This is a genomic window from Ectothiorhodospira lacustris (assembly GCF_022227845.1).
In the GTDB taxonomy this organism is placed as follows: Bacteria; Pseudomonadota; Gammaproteobacteria; order Ectothiorhodospirales; family Ectothiorhodospiraceae; genus Ectothiorhodospira; species Ectothiorhodospira lacustris.
The window spans coordinates 143653-167607 of sequence record NZ_JAJNQN010000005.1 but is presented as its reverse complement, the minus strand read 5'-3'; the positions used below and the strand labels follow the sequence as shown (position 1 = coordinate 167607).

The following is a 23955-nucleotide window of genomic DNA, read 5'->3' as shown; positions in this document are numbered from 1 at the left end:
CCATGAAGCCGCCGCTGTCGCCGGAGGATACCCAGGGTGATCGGGGCCTGCGGATGACCCCGCCCAGCGGCGCCCGGGAGCGGTATGTGGCCGCCTTCATGCTGGGTCTGGCCCTGTTCTTCCCCCCCTTGCTGGCGGTCTTCGACGTGCCAGCCACCCTGTTGGGCATTCCGGTCCTGTTCCTGTATCTGTATCTGGCCTGGCTGGTCGTGATCCTGGTAGTGCTGTTGATCGTGCTCCGGACCCGCGGGGACGAGCCGGATGACCCGGCAACGGGGCGGGAGGAGGACACCCGGTGAACATGGGGCTGGTCATCGGCGTCTCCCTGGGCTACCTGCTGATCCTGTTCGGCATTGCCTACTGGGGGGACCGCCGGGCGGACCAGGGCCGCAGTGTCATCAACAACCCCTATGTCTACGCCCTGTCCATTGCGGTGTACTGCACCTCATGGACCTTCTACGGCAGCGTGGGTCTGGCGGCCCAGGGCGGCATCCATTACCTGCCCATCTATCTGGGACCCACCCTCATGGCGGCGGTCTGGTGGATCGTGCTGCGCAAGATGGTGCGCATCTCCAAGGTCAACCGCATCACCTCCATCGCGGATTTCGTGGCCTCCCGCTACGGCAAGAGCCCCTTGCTGGGGGGGTTGGTCACTGTCATCGCTCTGGTGGGGCTGATCCCCTATATCGCTCTGCAGCTCAAGGCAGTCTCCGATACTTTCACGGTGATGGTCATGTACCCGGAGGTGACGGCCCAGGATCTGATGCACAGTGTCCCGTTCTACATGGATACCGCCTTCTACGTAGCGCTGATCCTGGCCCTGTTCGCCATCCTGTTCGGCACCCGGCACATCGATACCGCCGAGCATCACCAGGGCATGGTGGCGGCCATCGCGTTCGAGTCCATCGTCAAGCTGGTGGCCTTCATGGCCGCCGGCCTGGTGGTGACCTTCCTGATCTTCGGCGGGCCGGGGGATCTGTTCGGGCAGGCGGCGCAGCACCCGGACCTGGCCGAGCTATTTCGCGTCGGGGAGCTGGCGGACTACGGTAACTGGGTGGCGCTGATCCTGCTGTCCATGGTGGTGATCCTGGTCCTGCCGCGCCAGTTCCAGGTGGCGGTGGTGGAGAACGTGGATGAGCGCCATGTGAGCAAGGCCGCCTGGCTGTTTCCCCTGTATCTGTTCCTGATCAACCTCTTCGTGCTGCCCATTGCCTTTGCCGGGGTGCTCATGTTCGGCCAGGGTTCGATCCACCCGGACAGCTTCGTGCTGGCCCTGCCCCTGTCCCAGGACCTGCAGTGGCTGGCACTCATGGTCTTCCTGGGTGGGTTGTCGGCGGCCACAGCCATGATCATCGTCGAGACGGTGGCCCTGGCCACCATGCTCTGCAACGACCTGGTGATGCCCGTGTTGTTGCGCATCCGCTGGCTAAAGCTGCAGCAGCGCAAGGACCTCACCCGCCTGCTGCTGCATCTGCGGCGCTGGGGCATCCTGGTGGGCATCCTGCTGGGTTACGGCTATGTCAGGATCACCGGCGACATGGTCGCCCTGGTGGGGATGGGGCTGGTGTCCTTCTGCGCCGTGGCCCAGTTTGCCCCGGCCCTCATCGGCGGCATCTTCTGGAAAGGGGCCACCCAGAAGGGGGCGCTGGCGGGTCTGGTGGCCGGTTTTGCCGTCTGGCTCTACACCCTGCTGTTGCCGGCCTTTGCCCAGTCGGGCTGGCTGCCCATGGACTTCATTCACCAAGGCTGGCTGGGCATCGCCTTGCTCAAGCCCTATGCCCTGTTCGGACTGGAAGGGCTGGACCCCATCACCCACGCCCTGATCTGGTCCATGCTGGTGAACGTGGGGGCCTATGTGACCGTCTCCCTGCTCACCCGCCAGAGCACCATGGAGCGCATCCAGGCCAATCTGTTTGTGGATGTGTTCCGGCTCTCCGCCGATCGTTACGGCAGCTCCCGTTTCTGGCGGGGCACCGCCACCGTGCGGGATCTGCTGGACCTGCTGAAACGGTTCGTGGGCGAGGAGCGGGCGGTCAGGGCCTTTCATCAGTATGCCCGCACCCGGGGACTGGATTTTCGCCGGATGCGGGAGGCGGACGGCGAACTGATCCTCATGTGTGAACGCATGCTGGCCGGTTCCATCGGTACCGCCTCCGCCCGGGTGATGGTCTCCAACGTGGCCAAGGGCGACGTGGTCAGCCTGGAAGAGGTGATGGAAATCCTCGACGAGGCGAGCCAGGTGATCACCTACAGCCAGCAGCTGGAGGCCAAGTCACGGGAACTGGAGGCGGCCACCGCCGAGCTGCGGGCCGCCAATGCCCAGCTGCAGCAGCTGGATCGCATGAAGGACGACTTCATCTCCACCGTCACCCACGAGCTGCGTACCCCGCTGACCTCCATCCGCTCCTTTACCGAGATCCTGCATGATCATCCGGATCTGGCGGCGGAAAAGCGCCAGGAATTTCTGGGCATCATCATCAGCGAGAGCGAGCGTCTGACCCGGCTCATCAATCAGGTACTGGATCTGGCCAAACTGGAGTCCGGGGCCATGCGCTGGCACATTCACCGGCTGGACCTGGTGGAGATCCTGTCCGAGGGGGCCACCACCACGGGCCAGTTGTTCCGGGACAAGGGGGTGGCCCTGGCCCTGGAGCTTCCGCAGGCCCCGGTCTACCTGCCCACGGATCGGGATCGACTGATGCAGGTGGTCATCAATCTGCTGTCCAACGCGGTGAAATTCACGCCGCCGCAGACCGGTCGGGTGGTGCTGCGGCTACGACCGGCCCGGGACGGGGGTGTACGGGTCGAGGTGGAGGACAATGGTCCGGGGATCCCGGCGGATGCACTGCCCACCCTGTTCGAGAAATTCCGTCAGGTGGGCGATGCCCTCACCGACAAGCCGGAAGGCACCGGCCTGGGGCTGGCCATTTGCAAGAACATCGTGCAGCGGCTGGGGGGGCGGATCTGGGTGGAAACCGAGCCCGGCAAGGGCAGCCGTTTCATCTTTACCCTGCCGGTGCCCGAGTCCCCTGAAGGTACCGGCGAATAAGCCTCTTTGGGACCTGAGAAGCCGTGTGCGACCTTTGCCGTATTCAGGCCAGCAGACCTGCAAACCAGCTGCTCAGATCCCGGATCTCGTCAGCGCAGACGCTATGGGGCATAGGATATTCGTGCCACTGCACCACCGCCCCCAGGTCGTCGAGCAGTTTTGAAGTGTGGCGACCGAAGTCCACCGGGATCACCGGGTCAGCGCTGCCGTGGCCCATGAACACCGGCATCCCCCGGGCCCGCTGGGACAGCCCCACACCGGCCTGCCGTGCGTCGGGCATGTAGGTGGAGAGGGCAAAGATGCCGTCTACCGCCGGGCCTTCCGACAGCCCCGCCAGCAGGGCCACCGCCCCGCCCTGGGAAAAGCCTCCCAGCAGCACCCGGTCGTGATCCCGGCGGGCCGTTTCCACCATGGCCTGGATCAGGGAGACCGCTTCGGCCACCTGGGCATGGTCCTCGCCCCGGCCCGGGTCCAGGCTGAGAAAGTCATACCAGGCCCGCATGGGCATGTGGTTGTTGATGGTCACCCGCCGCATTGGGGCATGGGGGAACAGGAAGCGCACCGGAAGGCCCGGCGGCAGGCTGAGTTCCGGCACGATGGGTTCGAAGTCATGGCCATCGGCCCCCAGGCCGTGCAACCAGATGACGCAGGACCGGGGCGAAGCGCCGGTATCGATGACGACGGTATCAAGGGATGTGTTTTTCATGACCGATAGCATAGCTGCTTTGCTTTGTCCGCACTACGGACCCGGCAAGCGACAGCGGGGCCGTGCCCGGCGGGGATGAATCCGCTATCCTGTGTGCGGTTAATTCATCCAGCCTCCGATCACAGCGTGGAGCGATCAATGTCCCAGTTCAAAGGTTATTATCCCCTGGTTCGTCCCCGTCGCATGCGTCGCGACGAGTTCTCTCGCCGCCTCATGCGCGAGAACCGGCTGACCCCGGATGACTTCATTTATCCGGTCTTCGTGCTGGAAGGCAAGGGTCAGCGGGAGCCGGTGCCCTCCATGCCCGGTGTGGAGCGTCTGTCCATTGATCTGCTGGTGGAGGAGGCCCGCGCCTGCGCCCGCATGGGTATCCCCGCCATGGCCCTGTTCCCCGTGGTGCCCATGGAGAAAAAGAGCGAGGACGCTGCCGAGGCCTACAACCCCAACGGTTTGGCCCAGAACGCCGTGCGTGCGCTCAAGGACGCCGTGCCGGAGATGGGCGTGATCACCGATGTGGCCCTGGATCCCTTCACCACCCACGGCCAGGACGGACTCATCGACGAGACCGGTTACGTGCTGAACGATGAGACCGTCGACGTACTGACCCAGCAAGCCCTGTCCCATGCCGAGGCCGGCGCCGACGTGGTGGCCCCTTCCGACATGATGGACGGCCGTATCGGCGCCATCCGCGAGGTGCTGGAGGAAGGCAGTCACATCCATACCCGCATCCTGGCCTATTCCGCCAAGTACGCCTCCAGTTTCTACGGCCCCTTCCGTGATGCCGTGGGCTCCGCCGCCAACCTGGGCGCCGGCAATAAGTATACCTACCAGATGGACCCCCATAACTCCGACGAGGCCCTGCACGAAGTGGCCATGGACCTGGAGGAAGGGGCCGACATGGTGATGGTCAAGCCCGGCATGCCCTACCTGGACATCGTGCGGCGGGTGAAGGAGACCTTCGGTGTCCCCACCTTTGCCTATCACGTGAGCGGCGAGTACGCCATGCTCAAGGCGGCGGGCCAGAACGGTTGGATCAACGAGAAGGCCTGCGTACTGGAGGCCCTGGTCTGCATGAAGCGGGCCGGCGCCGACGGCATCCTTACCTACTATGCCCGCCAGGCGGTGGAGTGGATGGACTGATCATCCCAAGGAGCTCCGGCCATGGACCGTTACGCCGTCATCGGCAATCCCATCGGACACAGCAAGTCGCCCCAGATCCACAGCCTGTTCGCCCGGCAGACAGGCCAGGACCTCAGCTACGAGGCCATCCTGGCACCGACGGACGACTTTGCCGGTACCCTGCGTCGTCTGATGACCCAGGGCTATCGGGGGTTCAGCATTACCGTGCCGTTCAAGCACGAGGCCTTCGAGCTGGCGGGCCGGCTCAGTGAGCGGGCCCGCCGGGCCGGGGCCGTCAACACGCTGAAGGTGACGCCGGAGGGACTGTTCGGCGACAACACCGACGGTGTGGGACTGGTCGGCGATCTGAAGCGCAATCCGGGCGCGGCCCTGGCGGGGGCCCGTATCCTGCTGCTGGGGGCCGGTGGCGCCGTGCGCGGCGTGCTGGCCCCGTTGCTGGCAGAGCATCCCGAGAGTCTGCACATCGCCAACCGCACCGCGGAAAAGGCATCGGCCCTGGCGCGGGACTTTGCCGACCTGGGGCCGGTCTCCGGCGGCGGTCTGGATGGACTGGCCGGGCGTCATTTCGATCTGGTGATCAACGGTACTGCGGCGGGGTTGAACGATCAGGTGCCGGACCTGCCTAAGGACCTGCTGGCGCCGGGGGGGGGGTGCTACGACATGATGTACGGCGACAGTCCCACCGCCTTCGTGCGCTGGGGGCAGGCACACGGGGCCGGCTGGACCCGGGACGGCCTGGGCATGTTGGTGGAGCAGGCGGCGGAGGCCTTTGCCCTATGGCGTGGCCGTCGCCCCGATGCCGCCCTGGTGATGGCGGCCCTGCGACCCGGTTCATGAGCCGTTCATCCGCCGGATGCTAAAACCGCGACATCAAGTAAAACATCAGGCTGGAAAGCCACAGTAACCCCAACGAGGTTCGACATGCGCAAATCACTGCTGATCCTGCCCCTGGCCGCCGCCATGGTGCTGGCAGGTTGTACCACCCTGGATCCCTATACTGGCGAACAGAAGGTCAGTACCTCCACCAAGGGGGCCGCCATAGGCGCCGCCGCAGGCGCCCTGATCGGCAACGTCACGACCCGTCGTGACCGGACCAAGCGTGCCATGATCGGCGCCGGTATCGGTGCCTTGGCCGGTGCCGCCGTGGGTAACTACATGGACCGCCAGGAGCTGGAGCTGCGTCAGCGTCTGGAAGGCAGCGGCGTGAGCGTCACCCGCGTGGGTGACAACCTGATCCTCAACATGCCGGGCAACATCACCTTCGACGTCAATCGTGAGGAAGTGAAGCCGGACTTCTACGAAGTGCTCAACTCCGTGGCCCTGGTGGTCAAGAAGTACGATCAGACCGCCATCGAAGTGGCCGGTCATACGGACAGCACCGGCAGCGTACAGTACAACATGGACCTGTCCCAGCGCCGGGCCGACAGCGTGGCCCGTTACCTGGAAGGCCAGGGGATCTCCCGCGTCCGTCTGGACACCATCGGCTTTGGCCCCCATCGCCCGGTGGCGGACAACGGCACCACCCATGGTCGTTCTCTGAACCGTCGGGTGGAACTGACCCTGATCCCCCTGGCCATGTAACCGGTGCCGGCCTTCCGGAGCTTTCCGGCAGGCTGACGTGATCGCATTCCTCCCTTCTCCCTCCGGGGGAGAAGGGCCGGGGATGAGGGGGCGCCTGTGACTACCTGCCCCCGGCGTGCCGGTTCTTCACCCGTACGTAATGTTCCGCCGAATATCGCAGGTGAGCCTTTTCCTCCTCCGTGAGCGGCCGCACCCGCCGGGCCGGGCTACCCCGCCATAGGTAACCGCTCTCCAGCAGCTTTCCGGGCGGCACCACGCTGCCGGCGGCCAGCAGTACCTCCGACTCGATCACCACGCCGTCCATGACGATGCTCCCCATGCCTACCATGACCCGGTCATGGATGGTGCAGGCATGCAGGATCACCTTGTGTCCCACCGTGACCTCATCACCTACCATCAGATCCCGTCCGCCGGGGGTATAGGGACCCTCATGGGTGACATGCAGCACACTGCCGTCCTGGATATTGGTGCAGGCCCCGATGCGGATGCGATTCACGTCCCCCCGCAGCACGCACAGGGGCCAGATGGAGCTGTCCTCGCCCAGGGTCACATCCCCGATCACCACCGCCGTCTCATCCACCCAGGCGCCGGCGGCGATCCGAGGCCGATGGCCTTCAAAGGCGCGGATCATCGTCATCAGGCCGCGTGCACGCTGCTGTGGGCGTGCCTTTCCTCCACCACCTGCGAGCTCAGCCCCAGACGCCGGAACAGGGTCTCGTCGTGGCTTTCAGTGGCGTTGGGGGTGGTGAGCAGCTTGTCGCCGTGGAAGATGGAGTTGGCACCGGCAAAGAAGCACAGGGCCTGCATCTCGTCACTCATCTCGCTGCGTCCCGCGGACAGGCGCACATGGGAATGGGGCATGATGATCCGTGCCACGGCCACGGTGCGCACGAACTCGAAGGGGTCCAGCGGCTCCACGCCATGCAGCGGTGTGCCTTCCACCTGTACCAGGTTGTTGATGGGCACGGATTCCGGATGTCGAGGCAGATTCGCCAATTGCTGCAGCAGGCCGGCTCGGTCGCGGCGGGATTCGCCCATGCCCAGGATGCCGCCGGAGCAGACGTTGATGCCGGCCTCGCGCACATGGGCCAGGGTGTCCAGTCGGTCCTGATAGGTACGGGTGGTGATCACCTCGCCGTAATATTCCGGGGAGGTGTCCAGGTTGTGATTGTAGTAGTCCAGGCCCGATTCCTTCAGGCGCCGGGCCTGCATCTCGGTGAGCATGCCCAGGGTCATGCAGGTTTCCAGTTCCAGCGCCCGCACGCCCTTGACCATCTCGATGATCTGTTCCAGGTTGCGGTCGTTGAGATTGCGCCAGGCGGCGCCCATGCAGAACCGCGTGGCGCCGTCATCCTTGGCCTTGCGCGCCTCGGCCAGTACCTCGGCCACGGGCATGAGCTGCTCCTTTTCCACCGCGGTGTCGTGGTGGGCGCTCTGGGAGCAGTAGCCGCAGTTCTCGGAACAGGAGCCGGTCTTGATGGACAGCAGACGGCTTACCTGAATGTGATTGGGATTGAAACGGCCCCGATGGATGGTGTGGGCCTCGAACAGAAGGTCGTTGAAGGGGCGTTCCAGGAGGGCGAGGATCTCGTCCATCTCCCAGTCGTGGCGCGTATCAGCCATGGTCAGGTTCCTCGGGAATTGCAACGTCGTGCCATTGTTCGCGGTTGATCCGGATGATGTCCCGGATCGACCAAGGGATGAGTATCGCGGCGGCCAACAGCCAGTAGAGCCGGTAATAGAGGATCTGCGGCGGGAAGAAGGTGCCGATCACGATGAGCGAGCCCATCAGGGCGTAATAGCGATAGGCTGCCTGCTGGGTGTAGTGCCCCACCCGGGGTTCCGGATGATGACGGTTGAGGGCGTAGACCAGCATGGAGCCGCCGAACCACAGCACCAGCGGGACGATGCCCATGATCGCGGCGATGATGGTGGCCATGCCCACGTCGCCGGTGACCAGGAACAGGGGCACGCCGGCGACGGTCACGGCAATGATGTTGCCGTAGTTGAACAGCTTGGCCGATCCGGCGCAGGCGCGGGCGGAGACGGTGCGGGGGGCGGCGGTATGGGACATGGGACCGGATCCGTGCCTGAAAGGGCTCTTGCGCTGTATCGAGCGGGTATCGTGAATACCCTGATCTGGTAGGCTATCGGGCCAATATACCGTATCAATCCACAAGGTGACAGGGATCGTGACCATGATTGCATCCTGGTTCGGGGGGCTGCGGGGCGCCCTGCTGGAAACCGCCTATCCGTCCACCTGCCTGCTGTGCGCGGCCCCCGGCCATGCCGGGCTGGACCTGTGTGCCGCCTGCCGGGCGGAATTGCCACGCCCCGAACAGGCCTGTGCACGCTGCGGCCTGCCCCTGGAGTACCCGGCTCCCTTCTGCGGTCACTGCCTGCGCCGGCTTCCCCCCTTTGACGCCACCTGGGCCGCCCTGCTCTATGCCCCGCCGGTGGACGGCCTGATCGCCGATTTCAAGTTCAGTGCCCGCCTGCCCCAGGGACGTCTGCTGGGGCAACTGATGGCCGAAGCCCTGGCCCCTCGGATCAACGTCCCCGACTGCGTGATCCCGGTCCCCCTGCACCGTCACCGGTTGCGGGAGCGTGGCTTCAATCAGGCCCTGGAGCTGGCCCGCCCCCTGGCGCGGGCGCTGGGATGCCCGCTGCACCATGGCGCCGTGATGCGGGTACGGGCCACGCCACCCCAGCAGACCCTGGCGGCCACCATGCGGCGGGACAATCTGCGCGGCGCCTTCCGGGTGCATCCGGGTTTCGAGGCCGGGCACGTGGCCCTGGTGGACGACGTGATGACCACCGGTTCGACCCTGCGCGAGATCGCCGTGGCCCTCAAGGTCCACGGCGTGAAGCGTGTGGATGTGTGGGTACTGGCGCGGGCAGCCTGATCAGCCGGCGCCGAACAGGTAGGCCCCGATGATGCCCGCGAAGATGGCCAGGCCGAACCAGTTGTTGTTCAAAAAGGCCTGGAAGCAGCCCCCGGGGTCCCGGCCATGGATCAGGTACTGCTGGTAGAGGGCCAGCAGGGCCGCGATCCCGAGTCCCAGGTAGAAGAACCCGCCCAGGCCGGCCTGCAGGCCCACCAGGGCGAGGGCCACCAGGGTCAGGGCCTGCAGGATGCCGATGATCAGGCGGTCGGCCTCGCCGAAGAGGATGGCGCTGGACTTGACGCCGATCTTCAGGTCATCCGGCCGGTCCACCATGGCATACATGGTGTCGTAGGCGGTGGTCCAGAGGATGGTGGCCAGGAACAGGAGCCAGGCCAGCGGCGGCGGAAACGCCCCCGTCTGGGCGGCAAAGGCCATGGGGACGGCCCAGCCGAAGGCGGCCCCCAGATGCACCTGGGGTAGATGATGGAATCGCTTCATGAAGGGGTAGCTGACCGCCAGTGCCAGAGCCACCACCGACAGGGCAATGGTCAGGGGGTTCATCAGCAGCACCAGGGCGAAGGCCGTCAGGGAGAGGGCCACCGTCACGCCCACCGCCTCCCGGCCACTGATGCGCCGGCTGGCCAGGGGCCGGTCCCGGGTCCGGGAGACATGGCCGTCGATGTCTCGGTCGGCAAAGTCATTGATGGCGCAGCCGGCGGACCGCATCAGGGCCACACCGGCCACGAACACGAACAGGATCAGCAGGTCGGGCATGCCCTCTGCCGCGATCCACAGGGCCCAGAGGGTCGGCCAGAGGAGCAGGAGGATGCCAATGGGACGGTGCAGACGCGTCAGCAGTGCATACTGGACGAGCCTGTCACGCAGATTCAGTGGGGCGGCGGCGGTATCCGGGTTCACGGGTTTCAAAGCGGGCTTGGTCCGTTATCTGCCAGGGGCTAAAGTGTAGCAAAGCCGAACGGAGCAGGAGAGCATCCATGCAAGATCATTATGACCTCATCGCCATCGGCGCCGGCAGCGGCGGCCTGTCCGTGGTGGAGCGGGCGGCCCACCACGGCGCGCGCTGCGCCGTGGTGGAGAAAGGCCCCCTGGGTGGTACCTGCGTCAATGTGGGCTGCGTGCCGAAAAAGGTGATGTGGTACGCCGCCGAGACGGCCCATCGGCTGGAGGATGCCCCCGGCTACGGTTTCAGGCTGGCTCGGGAGGGCTTTGACTGGACCGCACTGGTGACCAAAAGGGATGCCTACATTGCCGATATCAACACCTGGTATCGCACCTATCTGGAGGACTCCAGTGTCGACCTGATCCAGGGCACCGCCCGGTTCGTGGCGGAGCGCACCCTGGAAGTGGACGGGCGGCGGGTGACGGCGGATCACGTGGTGATCGCGGTGGGGGGGCGGCCCACGGTGCCGGATCAGCCCGGTGCGGAGCTGGGCATCACCTCGGACGGTTTCTTTGCCTTGCAGGCCCAGCCCCGGCGTGTCGCCGTGGTGGGGGCGGGCTACATTGCGGTGGAACTGGCGGGGATGCTGCAGGCCCTGGGTTCGGAGGTCTCCATGTACCTGCGGGGCGAGACCCTGCTGCGCCACTTCGACGCCATGGTGCGGGATACGCTGATGGAGCAGATGCTGGCGGCAGGCGTGAACCTATTTCCCCGCACCCAGGTATCCCGGCTCATCGCCCACCCGGACAGCGTGGAGCTGCGCTGCGATCAGGGGGAATGCCGCGGGGTGTTCGATCAGGTGATCTGGGCCATCGGTAGGACCCCGGCCACCGCAGGGCTGGACCTGGAGGCAGTCGGGATAAACCTGGATGAACAGGGCTTCATTCCCACCGACGCCTTCCAGAACACTAACGTGGCGGGGGTCTATGCCATCGGGGACGTTACCGGCCGCGTCGCCCTCACCCCGGTGGCCATCGCGGCCGGCCGGCGGTTGGCGGATCGGCTGTTCGGCGGCCGGCCGGATCGCCATCTGTCCTATGAAAACATCGCCTCGGTGGTGTTCAGCCATCCTCCCATCGGCACCGTGGGCCTGACGGAGGACGAGGCCCGCGCCACCCACGGCAGTGCGGTGAAGGTGTATGCCACCCGCTTCACCTCCATGTACCACGCCATGACCGACCACAAGGTCCCCACGGCCATGAAGCTGGTGACGGTGGGGGCGCAGGAGAAGGTGGTGGGCGTGCATATCATCGGGCCGGGGGCGGATGAGATGCTGCAGGGATTTGCGGTGGCGGTGCGCATGGGCGCCACCAAGCAGGATCTGGATGACACCGTGGCCCTGCACCCCACCAGCGCGGAGGAGCTGGTCACCCTGCGGTGACCGGGAGCATTCTTGATGAAAGACCTTACTCCCCTGCTCCAGCAACGCCGGGCGGAACATCGTTACCGGCAGCGGCGGCGGCTGGACGGCCCCCAGCAGCCGGAGCAGCTCATCGACGGCCGACCGGTGCTGGCCTTCTGCAGCAACGACTACCTGGGGTTGGCCAACCACCCGGCGGTGATCGCCGCCTTCAAGGCCGGTGCCGACCGCTATGGCGTGGGGGCCGGGGCTGCCCACTTGGTCAACGGCCACACCCGCGCCCATGATCAGTTGGAAGAGGAGCTGGCCGCCTTCACCGGCCGTGACCGCGCCCTGCTCTTCTCCACCGGCTACATGGCCAACCTGGGCGTGGCCCAGGCCCTGCTCTGCCGGGGTGACCGGCTGCTGCAGGACCGCCTCAATCACGCCTCCCTCATCGACGCCGCCCGCATCAGCGAGGCCCGGCTGCAACGCTACCGACACGCTGATGCCCACGACCTGGCCCGTCTGCTGGCCCATGACCCTGAGCGTGAGACCCTGGTGAGCACCGACGGGGTGTTTTCCATGGACGGTGATATCGCCCCCCTGCCCGCCCTGGCCGATCTGTGTGCGCAGGCCGGGGCCTGGTTCATGGTGGATGATGCCCATGGCCTGGGTGTGCTGGGTGCCACCGGGGCCGGCACGCTGGAACACCAGGGCCTGGATCAGGCCCGGGTCCCCATCCTCATGGGCACCCTGGGCAAGGGGCTGGGCACCGCCGGGGCGTTCGTGGCCGGTAGCGAAGATCTGATCGAGACCCTCATCCAGGCGGCCCGCACCTACATCTTTACCACCGCCATGCCCCCCGCCGTGGCCGAGGCGGCCCGGACCGCCCTGCACCTGGTGCATGCGGAGCCGGAGCGGCGCGAGCATCTGCGCCGGTTGGTGCAGCGATTCCGGGCCGGGGCAGCGGAACTGGGACTGGCACTCATGGACAGCGACACCCCCATCCAGCCGCTCCTGGTGGGCGACGCGGCCACCGCCGTGGCCCTGAGCGAGGGCCTGCTGGCCCGGGGCTTGCTGGTGCCGGCCATCCGCCCGCCCACGGTGCCTTCAGGTACGTCCCGTCTGCGGGTGACCCTGAGCGCAGCCCATACCCCGGCCCATGTGGACCTTCTGCTGGAGACGCTCAAGCGACTTCAGCCGCCGGCGTAGCGGAATTTTCCATACGCCCCTCTTTTGCCGCCCTTGCTACACTCCACCCCATCAAAACAGTCCGTCATTGCATCCAGAACCCAGGAGAGAAGACGTCCCATGCCCAAGAAAGAGATCGATCTGTTTTCCAACCTCTATGCCGGCGCCCTGGACCTCAAGAACCGCATCGTCATGGCGCCCATGACCCGCTCCCGGGCAGACGATGAGGGCGTGCCCGGCGAGCATGCGACAACCTACTACGCCCAGCGGGCCTCTGCCGGCCTGATCATCAGCGAGGGTACCTACCCCTGCCCCATGGGCAAGGGCTACCTGCGTACCCCCGGCATGTTCACCGAGGAGCACGTGGATGCCTGGGCCCGGGTGACGGAGGCGGTTCACGCCGCCGGTGGCAGCATGGTGCTGCAGGTCATGCATGCGGGGCGCATCTCCGATCCCTCTTTCCTCCCCGCCGGCGCCACCCCCGTGTCCGCCTCCGCCGTGCGCCCGGAAGGTCAGTCCTTCACCCAGGACGGTATGAAGCCCCATGTCACACCTCGTGCCCTGGAGGTCAGCGAGATCCAGGACGTGATTGAGGACTTCCGCGTGGCCACCTCTCTGGCCTTCGAGGCCGGCTTTGACGGGGTGGAGCTGCATGCCGCCTCCGGCTATCTGCCGGAGCAATTCCTGTGCTCCGGTACCAATCGGCGCACCGACCAGTACGGCGGCAGCGTGGAAAACCGGGCCCGTTTTATCCTGGAGATCCTGGAAGCCATGACCTCCGTGCGCAGTGGCGACTACATCGGCATCAAGCTGGCCCCGGAGATGGGCTTCAATGACATCCGCGACGACAACCCCCAGGAGACCTACGGCTATCTGGTGGAGCAGCTGGACTACTACCGCCTGGCCTATCTGCACGTGGCCCTGTTCGGTACCGAGGTGGACTATCACGGCCTGCTGCGGCCCAGGTTCAAGGGCGATGCCTACCTGGCCGGTGGCGGTCTGACCCGGGAAACAGGCGAGGCCCTGGTCAAGTCGGGCAAGGCGGATGCCGCCGTGTACGGCACGCCCTTCATTGCCAACCCGGATCTGGTGGAGCGCTTCCGACGTAACGCCCCCCTGGCGGAGGCGAACCCGGATACCTTCTACACCCCGGGCCCGGAAGGCTATATCGACTACCCCACCCTCTAAGGTTTTTGCGTCCGTGTGCAGGCGCAGCCCGGCTCGTTGTTCAGGTCGGGTTGCGCCACGCCGCTCAGGATTCAGGGCAAAGGTTGTGGTTTTTATGACCCAAAACCCCTTTTATGCCCTTGTAATACGATGGCATACCGCTCCACAATCGGAAGTCTCAGGCATTGTCATGCAGTCGAACAGTTGTACCGGGAAGGCGGTATCACTGCGTCATTGAGTAACCTGCCGTCCGTATCCCGGAACAGATCATCCAATCTGATGGAGGGGTATCAGCGATGGTGGAGTTTTCCCTGATTGTCCTGTTTTTGATTGCCGCGCTGCTGTTCTATCAGCAGTACAACGCCCGTGTCTCCCTGCCCGCCCCCCGACCGGACTGCTACGGCAAATCCGAATCCATACTGAATACCGAAGAAAAAGGCCTGTTCAAGGCCCTGGAAGAGGGCCTGGGCGCCGATCACTACGTCTTTCCCAAGGTCATGGCCGCCAATGTCTTGGAGCTGAAGCCCAATCCCGACCAGCCCCTCAAGCAGGCCTCCCGTCAGCGCATCGCACATGAGTACTTCGATTTCGTTCTCTGCCGAAAGTCCGATCAGGCCGTCACCTGCGTCCTGCGCATGGAGGCCGCCGGCAGGGGGTTGACGGCACTACATGACTCCAATGTGTTTCTGGGTTCGGTCTGCCGGCACCTGGAACTGCCCTATGCGGTGATCCCCACTGAGTCCGAGTATCAGGCCGGCGGCGTCAAGGCCCGGGTCGACGAGGCCATTGCCACTGCCAAGGCTCAAGCCAAGGCCAAGGCCAAGGCCAAAGCGGAGGCCAAAGCCAAGGCGGAAGCCAAAGCCAAGGCCAAGGTGGAGGCAAAAGCCAAGGCAGAAGCTAAAGCCAGGGCGGAAGCCGAGGCCAGGGCCGCGCAGAAGGCGGCGGCACAGAAGCCCAGGCCGCCCGCCCCTGAGCCCGCCCCAACCAACCCCGTCCCGGCTGTTGCCAAGCCCGACCCCAGCCCCGAGCCGGACACAAAGCCCCAGCCCATGCCTGAAGTGAAGTCCGCACCCAAGGCCCAGGCCCCCGCTCCGGTTGCCGCCGTCCCCGCCAAACCGGCCCAGGATGACCCGGCCACCAAGAAGGACGAGCCGCCGCCGAGCGCCTCGGCCTCGCGCAAGACCAGCGATGCGACGGCTGACGTGGTCAGTGCACCCGCCGGACAGGTTGCCTCCCCCCGCCAGCCCGCACCGGCCCGGCGCTCCGGAACGGCTGCAGCCAAGCCCCGTACGCCCGGCGCCAAGACCGGCCTCGCGGCCGCCAAGGCCAAGCGCACCCCCGCTACCCAGTCGGCGGCGGCCCGTGCCCGGAGCACTGCCCGGCGAGGCCCTACAACGAAGAAGGACTAGGCAAGCCCTGAGCCGGCATCTTGCAGTCACTCCCGCCTGGACTCCCGGTCGTCACTCCCGCGAAGGCGGGAGTCCAGGGTTTTGAGTCTCTCACTGACCCTTTCCGGGCCGGAATGAGCGATGAAGGGTCATGCCGAGCCGATGGCCTCCCCATGAGCATGGGTGTCTTTTGAACGTCGATCCGCGATACTGGCCGGTATCCGGCACATATAACAACCTGGGGGATGACCATGGAAGCCTTTGGAGTCTTCGCCACCACCATTGTGGTGGTTACCATCATTTTCATTGCCAAGGCGGTCAAGGCGGTGCCACAGGGAGAGAAATGGACCGTGGAGCGGTTCGGCCGCTATACCCGGACCCTGGAGTCGGGTCTCAGCATCATCGTGCCATTCATCGACAGCATCGGCCGCAAGTTGACGGTGATGGAGCAGGTGCTGGATGTGCCGGCACAGACGGTGATCACGAAGGACAACGTGGCCGTGGTGGCCGATGGGGTGGTCTTTTTCCGCATCGATGATGCCGCCTCTGCCGCCTATCAGGTGCGCAACCTGGAAGAGGCCATCGTCAATCTCACCACCACCAACCTGCGCTCGGTCATCGGCTCCATGGACCTGGACGATACCCTGTCCAACCGCAGCAAGATCAACGATGTCCTGATGGGCATCGTCGACGATGCCACCAATCCCTGGGGCGTGAAGATCGTCCGTATCGAGATCCGTGACCTGAAAATGGAGCCGGAACTGCAGAAGGCGATGAACATGCAGATGACCGCCGAACGCAAGCGCCGGGCCCAGGTGCTGGAGGCCACCGGCAGACGGGAGGCGGAGATCCTGCAGGCGGAAGGGGAAAAGCAGGCCGCCATCCTGCGGGCCGAGGGGGAACGGCAGGCGGCCTTCCTGGAAGCCGAGGCCCGCGAGCGCGAGGCCAAGGCCGAGGCCGAGGCAACCCGCGTGGTGTCCGAGGCCATCGCCGCCGGGAATATCCAGGCGGTGCAGTATTTCCTTGGCATCAAGTATGTGGAGGCCCTGCAGCAGATCGGCAAGGCCGACAACTCCAAGTTGGTCCTGATGCCCCTGGAGGCCTCCGGTATCACCGGGGCCGTGGCAGGTATCACCGAACTGGTGCAGCAGATGGGGGCGGACAACAAGGCCCTGCCCTCCGGCTCATCGGGCAAATAGGGCAGGGGGATGCTGCAGACCGTACTGACCAATCCCTGGTTCTGGCTGATTGCCGGCGTGATCCTGATGGGGCTGGAGATCCTGATCCCCGGGGTATTCCTGCTCTGGATCGGGTTGGGCGCCATGATCTCGGCCTTCTTCGTGGCCCTGCTGCCGGATCTGCCCTTTGCCTGGCATCTCATGGGTTTTTCCGTGACCATGCTCGGCTCCTGCGGCCTGGGTTTCTGGCTGCAGCGACGGGGCAGGGCGGCCCAGGGCGATGCCCCGGTGATGAATCGGGAAATAGATGCCTTGCTCAACCGGGAATACATCGCCGCCACGGACTTCGTGGCGGGCCGGGGCCGGGTGAGGGTGGGGGATACCACCTATGCCGCCCAAGGGCCTGATGATGTAAAGGCGGGGGACCGGGTGCTGGCCTTTGCCCGCGACGGCATCCGGCTCCGGGTCAGGCCACTGCACGCCGAGGAGGGTGTCGCAACCGACTGACGGCCGCGCTGCATTCCTTGCCAGACACCATCACACCCCCAACCACTGCAACAGCTGGTAATACAGGGGGATCCCCACGATCACGTTCACCGGGAAGGTGAGCCCCAGCGCGGCGAGCATGGCCAGGCCGATGTTGGCATCGGGAATGGCGGCACGAATGGCCGCCGGCGCGGCGATATAAGAGGCGCTGGCGGTCAGCGCTGTGAGGATCAGCACGGAGCCGGCGGGCAGTCCCAGCAGCAGGCCCGTGACCAGGCCGATGGCGCCCAGCAGGAACGGGGCGATCACGGCAAAGCAGAGCAGGCGCCAGTGCTGCCAGGGGATGGGGCGCAGGGTCTCGGCGGCCGTCAGGCCCATCTCCAAGAGGAACAGGGCCAGCACGACCATGAAGGCGTTGGTGAGCAGATCCGTCACCGCTGCACCTTCCTGGGGGCCGTAGAGCAGCCCGATGATCACCCCGCCCACCAGCAGGATCACCCCCCGATTGGTCAGGGTTTCATGCCACAGCCCGCGCATGCTGGCGGCCGCCTGGGCGCCGCAGTAGCGCCGGTAAAGGATGATGGCCACGACGATGGCCGGCAACTCCATCATCACCAGATACAGGGTCACTTCGGCGCTGATGGGTAGCTGCAGTCCTTCGGCAAAGGCCAACGCCACCGCAAAGGTCCCCGCGCTCACCGAGCCGTAGTGGGCGGCCATGCTGGCACTGTCGGCCACCGACAGCCGGATCACCCGCATCAGCAGCGGCATGAGTATCAGCGGAATCAGCGCCCCCAGCACCGCCACCGCCAGCAGATCCTGAATCACCGATAGACTGACATTGCCATGCAGCGCCATGCCCCCCTTCAGGCCGATGGTGAGCATCAGCAGCAGGCTGAGGGTGTCGTAAGCGGCCTTGGGAACGGTCAGGTCGGATTTCACCAGGCCGGCCACCAGGCCGAGCAGGAAGAACATCACCACAATATCGGGCATGGGCGTCGGAACGGTTGCTTGGGCTGGTGCGGATTTTGAGGCCAACGGCCGGCGGATGCCAGTACCGGGGGCCTGCCATCAGCCGGTCTTGATGACCACGATGGCCGTCACCACCAGCAGGATGCCTGCCCAGCCGATGGTGTTGAGCCGCTGGCCGAAGCACCAGAGTCCTCCCAGGGCGGTGCCCAAGATGCCCAGGGCCCCCCAGGTGGCATAGGCAATCGCCAGGTCCATGTAGCGGATCGCCTGGGCCAGGAGCGTGAACGCGCCCAGTACCAGCAGGATGGCCAGCACCCCCCAGAGCTTTTTGCGAAAGCCGTTGGACAGGGTCAGCAGCAGGTTGGCCGCCACATCCAGGGCCGCGGCGAGGGCCACCAGGGTGAAGGGCAGCAGATGTGTGGCTGACATATGGGATGATGCCTCTTTCTTGGTTTTGGTCAGACGGGTTTTTGGTCAATCAGGCTGACGCTTCAGGACGCTTTTCGCCGGCATTGATCATGATGATCCCCACCACGGCCAGACCCAGGCCGATCAGCTCCTGGGTAGACAGGGTACTGCCGAACACCAGCAGGGACAGGGCCGTGATCAGGGTGATGCCAAGCCCCTCCCACATGGCGAAGGCCACCCCCACGGGGATCTTTTTCACCGCAAAGCCTAGAAAAATATAGGAAAAAATGATGCATACATACATGATCAAATAACCGGTGATGCCGGCACCCTCACTCAGAAAGTTCATGGTGCTGACACCGGATACCTCGGTCACGATGGCCAGCATTAGGAACATCCATGCCAATCTCATGGCGCGTCTCCAAAGGTTGCGGGACCGGGGATGCTACCCGGCGGGTGCGATCGGGCATAATCGCTGAGCGTCGGAAAAACTGACTCATAAGCGCCCGTAACCCTGCTGGAGGACCGCCCGTGACCCTGGCCCAGATCCAAGAATTCGTGCTCGTTTGCCGCCATGGCTCCATTGCCGCTGCGGCTCGCACCCTGGGCAAAAGCCGGGGTGCGGTGAGCATGGGGATTGCTGCGCTGGAAGACCATTTGGGGGTGACGCTGTTCGAACGCAGCGGCAATCAGGTGAAGCCGACTCCCATCGGCGCGGACCTGCTGGACGACTGTCAGCGCATCGTCTCCCTGGCCCAGTCCCTGGAGCAGCGTTGTCGTCGTCATTTCCAGGGGGAAGAGCGGATACTGCGCATCGCCCGGGATGATGCTCTGCCCGAGGCCTTCTGGCGGGAGATCGTCATCCGCCTGTCGCGACGCTTCCCGAATCTGGATTTGTGCTTTGGGTTGTCCACCATGGCAGAGTTGGACGCCATGATCGCCAGCGGCGAAGTGGACCTGGGGATCGGCCTGCGGCGCGTATCCTCCAGACCATCAGCGTCGGAGGCCGTGGTGCTGAGTCCGGTGCAGGTGATGATGGTGGCCGCCGCCGGCCATCCCCTGACCCTGCTGCAGCAGGTCTCGGAACAGGATCTGAGGGACTATCCCTTCATCGGGCAGGCGCACTTCACCGCCCAGGGGCTGCGGGTGACGGACGGGCAGACCGCCAGGCAGGTCGGTGTGAGCCATTTTGAGCTGATGCGCGACATGGCGGCGGAAGGCATCGGCTGGACCTGGCTACCCCAGCCCCTGGCCGCCGACTACCTGGAGACGGGGCGACTGGTGATCCCGAAGCATGCCACCGCCGTACGGATGGATGAATACGTGGCCCTCAAATCCCGACACTATCGGGAGGGTCAGGTTACCGACTGGCTGCTGGGGCAGGTACGGGAGTATCTGCGCCGAAGCGAGTCCGGCGGATGATCAATGTCTCATCAGATGCTCGGCCACGGCCTGATAGGCGGGCAGCGAGTTCGGATCGATCTTGGCATTGCCTGCCGTGGGGAAAGACGAAAAACGCACGATCACCATCTCGGCGGTCGGATCCACATAGATGGTTTGCCCGTGGACGCCGCGTGCCGCAAAGGCACCATGCGGGTTGTGAAAAATCCACCACATGCTACGGTAGCTGCCGCCGTCAAGGGTGGCATACCCCGCTTTTGCAAAGGCTTCCTTGTCGCCACCGGCGCGAATGCGCGCCACAACCTCTTTGGGAAACAGCTGTTGCCCGTTGATCTCGCCGCCGTTGAGCATCAGCACGCCGATTCGCCCCAGGTCACGCAGGCCCGCGCTTAATCCCCCGCCCGCGAAGGGAGTGCCCTTGCCGTCAATGGTCATGTAGGCATCCTGCTCGGCGCCCATCCTGCTCCAGATGCGCTCTGACAGCAATTCCGCGATATTCCTGCCCGTCAGTCGCGAGATGATCCAGCCGAGGGCATCCGTGTTGATGGTCCGGTACCCGAAAGTCTGTCCATGAACCCCGTCCTGCCCCACGGTTTGAAGATACTCGAAATAACCGTTGGGGCCTTCATACCCCTCGGGTTTCGGCAGCGGACTCGCGGCGGCGGAATAGGCCCATATGTCGGCCTCGGGGTCGGCATAGTCTTCGCTGTAATCGAGAGCCGTTGTCATATCCATGACCTGACGCACGGTGGCCTCGCCAAACGCACTGCGGGAGAGTTCCGGGACAAGGTCGGCCACTTTGGCGGTGTCATCAAGCTCCCCCTCCGCCACGAGAATCTCGGCCAGCAGTCCCGTCAGAGACTTTGTCATGGACATCGCCGCGTGCTGGCTCATTTCGTCGAGACAGCCGAAGTACCGTTCGTAAACCACCCGGTCCTTATGGATGATGAGCATGCCGTCGGTGTAATTGGCCGATAGCGACGCCTTCCATGTCATTGGCTCATCACCATCAAGCGGTGTGAAACGCACGGCATCAATGCTATCGTCAAGGGCGTACGTCAGTGGTACCGGCGCACCGATGCCGCGGCTGACTTGCTTGGTCGGCAGTAGCTCGCGTATGTGGCACACCGTCCAGCGGAGCTTGGGAAAGCCGAAGTAATCGGACTCGGGGTGTGTGATCAGCTTTTCGGGGGGCGGCGGAAAACCGGTCATCCAGCCCAGCCTTCCCGGGTCCGAATGTTCAGCGCTCAATGGTGGGTCGGATTGCGCCACCGCGGGTTTGAGGCCGTCGGAAAAGGCCAGAACGATGATGAATGCCACAAGCGCTTTACAAATTGGACCTGACATGACGAGTCCTCCGTACAGCACTGATCACCGGAGTGATTGTTCGGGTTGGTTCGGGTTCTGAAACCCAAAGACGCCGTACGATGACAGGGCCGGATCAGTCGGTGAATGGTTGAGTGGTTTTGGTGCGAGACGGTATATCATCTTATTTGAACGGCCTTGTCCGTGGGATGCCGCTCCCGGTAAGTCCATGATGGCCCTTTGAAGGAAATGCCCATGCTGAAACCATTGTTGATGAGTGCAATTTTGCTGGCCACGATCGGTACCCTGTCGGCGTCCGAGATCGTGGATGCGAAGGATCCGGAAAAGATCCGCCAGCTTGCCCAGGGGTACGGTTCGGCGACCCTGACCACCGACAGCGCGGGTGATCCCATGATCCGCGGGCGCATCGACGGTACGGGTTATACCATCATGTTCTACGGGTGCTCGCAAAACCTCAATTGCAAGAACATTCAGTTCACCAGTGCTTGGCAGACCAATGGCCAGTACACGCTGGAAGACATGAACCAGTGGAACAGGATCGCCCGTTTCGGCAAGGCCTATCTGGATAATGAGGGTGATCCCGTGCTGGAGATGAACGTGAACCTGGATTTCGGCGTGACCGGGCGCAACCTGGACGACACCCTGGACTGGTGGCGCGTGGCGCTGCTCAAGTTCCGCAGTGAGGTGCTGACGAAGTAGCCGCTGCATGACACGAGCCTTCCGCGGGTCAATGGGTGCTGATGGCCACCTTGAGCACCCCGTCGCGCTGATGGGAGAACAGGTCGTAGGCGTCCACGATCTGATCCAGGTGGTAGCGATGGGTGACCATCGGTCCCAGATCCAGGCGGCCGTTGGCGATGATCTGCATCAGTCGACGCATGCGTTCCTTGCCGCCCGGGCAGAGGGAGGTCACGATCTTGTGGTCACCCAGGCCGGCACAGAAGGCATCCAGGGGAATGGTCAGGTCGCTGGAGTAGACGCCCAGGCTGGACAGGGTGCCGCCCGGCTTGAGTACCCGCAGCGCCGCTTCAAAGGTAGACGGCAGGCCCAGTGCCTCGATGGAGGCGTCCACGCCGCGACCACCGGTCAGTTTCAGAATTTCCGACACCACATCCACCTTGCGAAAATCCAGCGTCACGTCGGCCCCCATCTGCCGTGACATCTGCAGGCGCTCATCAACACCATCCACGGCAATGATCATGCCGGCACCGCGCAGGCGGGCACCGGCAGTGGCACACAGGCCGATGGGACCCTGGGCAAAGACGGCGACGATATCACCGATGCGGATATCCGCCGACTCGGCCCCGGCAAAGCCGGTGGACATGATGTCCGGGCACATGAGTACCTGCTCGTCGGTCAGTCCATCCGGCACCGGGGTCAGGTTGCCCTGTGCATCGGGCACCAGCAGGTACTCCGCCTGGGCGCCATCAATGGTGTTGCCGAAGCGCCAGCCACCCATGGGTTTGTAGCCATGGGCATGGTGTCCACCATCCTGGGCACAGCAATGGTCCTGGCAGGCGTAGGAGGTGAAACTGGGGCAGATGGCCCCCGCAATGACACGCTGCCCCTCCGCGTATCCTTGCACATTCGCCCCCAGCTTCTCGATGATCCCCACCGGTTCGTGACCTATCGTCAGGCCCTTGACGACCGGATACTCACCCTTGAGGATGTGCACATCGGTGCCGCAAATGGTGGTTGTGGTGATGCGTATCAAGGCGTCATTGGGTCCCACGGCGGGGATCGGTTTGTCCTTGATTTCAATGCGGCCGGGTTCCACGAACACGGCGGCCTTCATCATGCTGGCCATGGCTCCACCTCCTCGTTTGCGCTCACTACGAGTTAAGCAGAAAACGAGGGTACCGGTGGGCGCCGGCCCGCCGACGAATGCTGGCCATGGATAGGTATTGCTGCTTTTCCGGCGCTCCATGGTCATGTGAGGTACTGCATGGAACTCAATAAAGGTAGGACCAAAAAGTCGTTGCTATGGTGGCAGTGGCTCGCTAGCGTGAATCGTATGCGTTCCTGTTTGTGATGAGTCCCAATGGCGCTATCCCCAGAGCGGCAGCAGGTGCTGCTAGCCGAGTGATTGGCGGCCACCCTGTGGGTGAAGGTCCTGATCCGCATGGGCCAGGCCCTGGCCGACACCGTGCGCCGGGGGGATGTCATGTGCCGCTATGGCGGGGAAGCGTTCGTGGCCCTGTTGCTGGGGGCAGGCGAGGCACTTTACGCGGCCAAGTCCGGGGGGAAGGATCGGGTGGTGGTGGGGTAGCCGGCGCTGGAAGGGCTGGATCAGGTCAGCAAATCACCGTCCGCGTAATACCAGCGCCCATCGATGCGCACAAAGCGACTGCGCTCGTGCAGGCGGACACCCTTTCCGCCAATCCGGGACCGGGCCACGAATTCCACCTGACCGGTCTCATCCTCCAGCCCGCCCCCTGAAGTGGCGCGGACGCTCAGACCCAGCCACTGCTGGCCTGCCTCCAGTTCCAGCACCGAAGGACGGGTCCCCGGCAGCCAGGTGTCCAGCAGATAGTCCGTATGCCGCTCCACAAAGGCCGTGTAGCGCGAGCGCATCAGGGCTTCAGCGGTTTGGGGGATGGATTCACCGTCCAGAAAGGGACCGCAGCAGCCTTCGCGGTTAAGGCCGGAGCCACAGGGGCAGTGTGTAGGTCCACCCCGGCGGGGGTGCTTGCGTTTTGCCATGCCGTGGTTCCTGAAACTATCCAAGTTGGGATACGCTCGATCATCGCAGAGTTGATGGGGGCATCACC

Annotated in this window: 26 protein-coding genes; 15 read left to right on the top strand and 11 right to left on the bottom strand. The window is 64.6% G+C overall.

Annotation, left to right across the window (positions count from 1 at the left end):
* Window positions 1-2 precede the first annotated feature (2 nt).
* Window positions 3-299 carry a hypothetical protein gene (locus tag LQ956_RS05935; RefSeq protein ID WP_238621147.1) on the top strand — a complete coding sequence of 99 codons (297 nt, stop codon included), beginning with the start codon at window positions 3-5 and terminating at the stop codon, window positions 297-299.
* Window positions 300-301: 2 nt separating this feature from the next.
* Window positions 302-3049, top strand: coding sequence for an ATP-binding protein (locus LQ956_RS05930; protein ID WP_238629937.1), 2748 nt, complete (start codon window positions 302-304; stop codon window positions 3047-3049).
* A gap of 43 nt (window positions 3050-3092) precedes the next feature.
* On the opposite strand, the gene LQ956_RS05925 is transcribed toward LQ956_RS05930, so the two are convergent.
* Window positions 3093-3755 carry an alpha/beta hydrolase gene (locus LQ956_RS05925; RefSeq protein WP_238629899.1) on the bottom strand — a complete coding sequence of 221 codons (663 nt, stop codon included), beginning with the start codon at window positions 3753-3755 and terminating at the stop codon, window positions 3093-3095.
* A gap of 138 nt (window positions 3756-3893) precedes the next feature.
* On the opposite strand from LQ956_RS05925, the gene hemB reads away from it, so the two are divergent.
* From hemB to LQ956_RS05910, 3 genes are all read left to right on the top strand, one after another.
* Window positions 3894-4895, top strand: coding sequence for a porphobilinogen synthase (hemB, locus tag LQ956_RS05920; RefSeq protein WP_238621149.1), 1002 nt, complete (start codon window positions 3894-3896; stop codon window positions 4893-4895).
* 21 nt (window positions 4896-4916) lie between these two features.
* Window positions 4917-5732 carry a shikimate dehydrogenase gene (gene aroE / locus LQ956_RS05915; RefSeq protein ID WP_238621150.1) on the top strand — a complete coding sequence of 272 codons (816 nt, stop codon included), beginning with the start codon at window positions 4917-4919 and terminating at the stop codon, window positions 5730-5732.
* Between the two features lie 84 nt (window positions 5733-5816).
* The gene (locus LQ956_RS05910; protein ID WP_238621151.1) at window positions 5817-6476 is read left to right on the top strand and encodes a YiaD family glycine zipper/OmpA-like lipoprotein; all 660 of its coding nucleotides are present in this window, start codon (window positions 5817-5819) and stop codon (window positions 6474-6476) included.
* A 100-nt stretch (window positions 6477-6576) separates the two neighbouring features.
* Here the strand turns inward: LQ956_RS05910 and LQ956_RS05905 are convergent, their stop codons facing one another.
* From LQ956_RS05905 to LQ956_RS05895, 3 genes are read right to left on the bottom strand one after another with little or no spacing between them, the layout of a single operon-like run.
* Window positions 6577-7107, bottom strand: coding sequence for a gamma carbonic anhydrase family protein (locus LQ956_RS05905; protein WP_238621184.1), 531 nt, complete (start codon window positions 7105-7107; stop codon window positions 6577-6579).
* A 5-nt stretch (window positions 7108-7112) separates the two neighbouring features.
* A complete protein-coding gene (gene bioB / locus LQ956_RS05900; protein WP_238621152.1) occupies window positions 7113-8099 on the bottom strand; it encodes a biotin synthase BioB in 987 nt (328 codons plus the stop codon).
* Window positions 8092-8550 (bottom strand): hypothetical protein, encoded by a 459-nt coding sequence (locus tag LQ956_RS05895; RefSeq protein WP_238621153.1) that lies wholly within the window; start codon window positions 8548-8550, stop codon window positions 8092-8094. The genes bioB and LQ956_RS05895 overlap by 8 nt, the downstream gene beginning before the upstream one ends.
* Before the next feature lie 124 nt (window positions 8551-8674).
* On the opposite strand from LQ956_RS05895, the gene LQ956_RS05890 reads away from it, so the two are divergent.
* Window positions 8675-9382: a ComF family protein gene (locus LQ956_RS05890; protein WP_238621185.1), complete on the top strand. Its 708-nt coding sequence runs from the start codon at window positions 8675-8677 to the stop codon at window positions 9380-9382.
* Here the strand turns inward: LQ956_RS05890 and ubiA are convergent, their stop codons facing one another.
* Window positions 9383-10291, bottom strand: a complete 909-nt coding sequence (gene ubiA, locus LQ956_RS05885; RefSeq protein WP_238629900.1) for a 4-hydroxybenzoate octaprenyltransferase — start codon at window positions 10289-10291, stop codon at window positions 9383-9385.
* A gap of 68 nt (window positions 10292-10359) precedes the next feature.
* Between ubiA and gorA the strand changes: the two genes are divergently transcribed.
* The 6 genes from gorA (at window position 10360) to LQ956_RS05855 (ending at window position 17098) form a co-directional block, all read left to right on the top strand.
* The gene (gene gorA, locus LQ956_RS05880; protein WP_238629901.1) at window positions 10360-11706 is read left to right on the top strand and encodes a glutathione-disulfide reductase; all 1347 of its coding nucleotides are present in this window, start codon (window positions 10360-10362) and stop codon (window positions 11704-11706) included.
* A gap of 15 nt (window positions 11707-11721) precedes the next feature.
* Entirely contained in the window at window positions 11722-12879 is a 1158-nt protein-coding gene (gene bioF, locus LQ956_RS05875) for an 8-amino-7-oxononanoate synthase (protein ID WP_238621156.1), read from the top strand.
* Between the two features lie 99 nt (window positions 12880-12978).
* A complete protein-coding gene (locus tag LQ956_RS05870) occupies window positions 12979-14046 on the top strand; it encodes an alkene reductase (protein WP_238621157.1) in 1068 nt (355 codons plus the stop codon).
* Window positions 14047-14321: 275 nt separating this feature from the next.
* Window positions 14322-15434 (top strand): DUF2726 domain-containing protein, encoded by a 1113-nt coding sequence (locus LQ956_RS05865; protein ID WP_238629902.1) that lies wholly within the window; start codon window positions 14322-14324, stop codon window positions 15432-15434.
* A gap of 230 nt (window positions 15435-15664) precedes the next feature.
* Window positions 15665-16612 (top strand): SPFH domain-containing protein, encoded by a 948-nt coding sequence (locus LQ956_RS05860; RefSeq protein ID WP_238621159.1) that lies wholly within the window; start codon window positions 15665-15667, stop codon window positions 16610-16612.
* Window positions 16613-16621: 9 nt separating this feature from the next.
* On the top strand, window positions 16622-17098 hold the full coding sequence (locus tag LQ956_RS05855; protein WP_238621160.1) for an NfeD family protein: 477 nt from the start codon (window positions 16622-16624) through the stop codon (window positions 17096-17098).
* A 30-nt stretch (window positions 17099-17128) separates the two neighbouring features.
* Here LQ956_RS05855 and LQ956_RS05850 read toward each other — a convergent pair whose 3' ends face one another.
* From LQ956_RS05850 to LQ956_RS05840, 3 genes are all read right to left on the bottom strand, one after another.
* The gene (locus LQ956_RS05850) at window positions 17129-18070 is read right to left on the bottom strand and encodes a sodium-dependent bicarbonate transport family permease (RefSeq protein ID WP_238621161.1); all 942 of its coding nucleotides are present in this window, start codon (window positions 18068-18070) and stop codon (window positions 17129-17131) included.
* 78 nt (window positions 18071-18148) lie between these two features.
* Window positions 18149-18478 (bottom strand): SMR family transporter, encoded by a 330-nt coding sequence (locus LQ956_RS05845; protein ID WP_238621162.1) that lies wholly within the window; start codon window positions 18476-18478, stop codon window positions 18149-18151.
* A gap of 49 nt (window positions 18479-18527) precedes the next feature.
* Window positions 18528-18869, bottom strand: coding sequence for an SMR family transporter (locus LQ956_RS05840; protein WP_238621163.1), 342 nt, complete (start codon window positions 18867-18869; stop codon window positions 18528-18530).
* 119 nt (window positions 18870-18988) lie between these two features.
* Between LQ956_RS05840 and LQ956_RS05835 the strand changes: the two genes are divergently transcribed.
* Window positions 18989-19879 (top strand): LysR family transcriptional regulator, encoded by an 891-nt coding sequence (locus LQ956_RS05835; protein WP_238621164.1) that lies wholly within the window; start codon window positions 18989-18991, stop codon window positions 19877-19879.
* Here LQ956_RS05835 and LQ956_RS05830 read toward each other — a convergent pair whose 3' ends face one another.
* Complete coding sequence (locus LQ956_RS05830; RefSeq protein WP_238629903.1) at window positions 19880-21205, bottom strand: serine hydrolase domain-containing protein; 1326 nt, start codon at window positions 21203-21205, stop codon at window positions 19880-19882.
* A 213-nt stretch (window positions 21206-21418) separates the two neighbouring features.
* Between LQ956_RS05830 and LQ956_RS05825 the strand changes: the two genes are divergently transcribed.
* Window positions 21419-21883 carry a YbjN domain-containing protein gene (locus LQ956_RS05825; RefSeq protein ID WP_238621166.1) on the top strand — a complete coding sequence of 155 codons (465 nt, stop codon included), beginning with the start codon at window positions 21419-21421 and terminating at the stop codon, window positions 21881-21883.
* A gap of 28 nt (window positions 21884-21911) precedes the next feature.
* Here the strand turns inward: LQ956_RS05825 and LQ956_RS05820 are convergent, their stop codons facing one another.
* Window positions 21912-22991 carry an NAD(P)-dependent alcohol dehydrogenase gene (locus LQ956_RS05820; RefSeq protein WP_238629904.1) on the bottom strand — a complete coding sequence of 360 codons (1080 nt, stop codon included), beginning with the start codon at window positions 22989-22991 and terminating at the stop codon, window positions 21912-21914.
* Between the two features lie 279 nt (window positions 22992-23270).
* Here LQ956_RS05820 and LQ956_RS05815 point away from each other — a divergent pair, with 279 nt between their 5' ends.
* On the top strand, window positions 23271-23453 hold the full coding sequence (locus LQ956_RS05815) for a diguanylate cyclase domain-containing protein (RefSeq protein ID WP_238629905.1): 183 nt from the start codon (window positions 23271-23273) through the stop codon (window positions 23451-23453).
* A gap of 20 nt (window positions 23454-23473) precedes the next feature.
* On the opposite strand, the gene LQ956_RS05810 is transcribed toward LQ956_RS05815, so the two are convergent.
* Complete coding sequence (locus tag LQ956_RS05810) at window positions 23474-23887, bottom strand: YchJ family protein (protein WP_238621169.1); 414 nt, start codon at window positions 23885-23887, stop codon at window positions 23474-23476.
* Window positions 23888-23955: the final 68 nt, after the last annotated feature.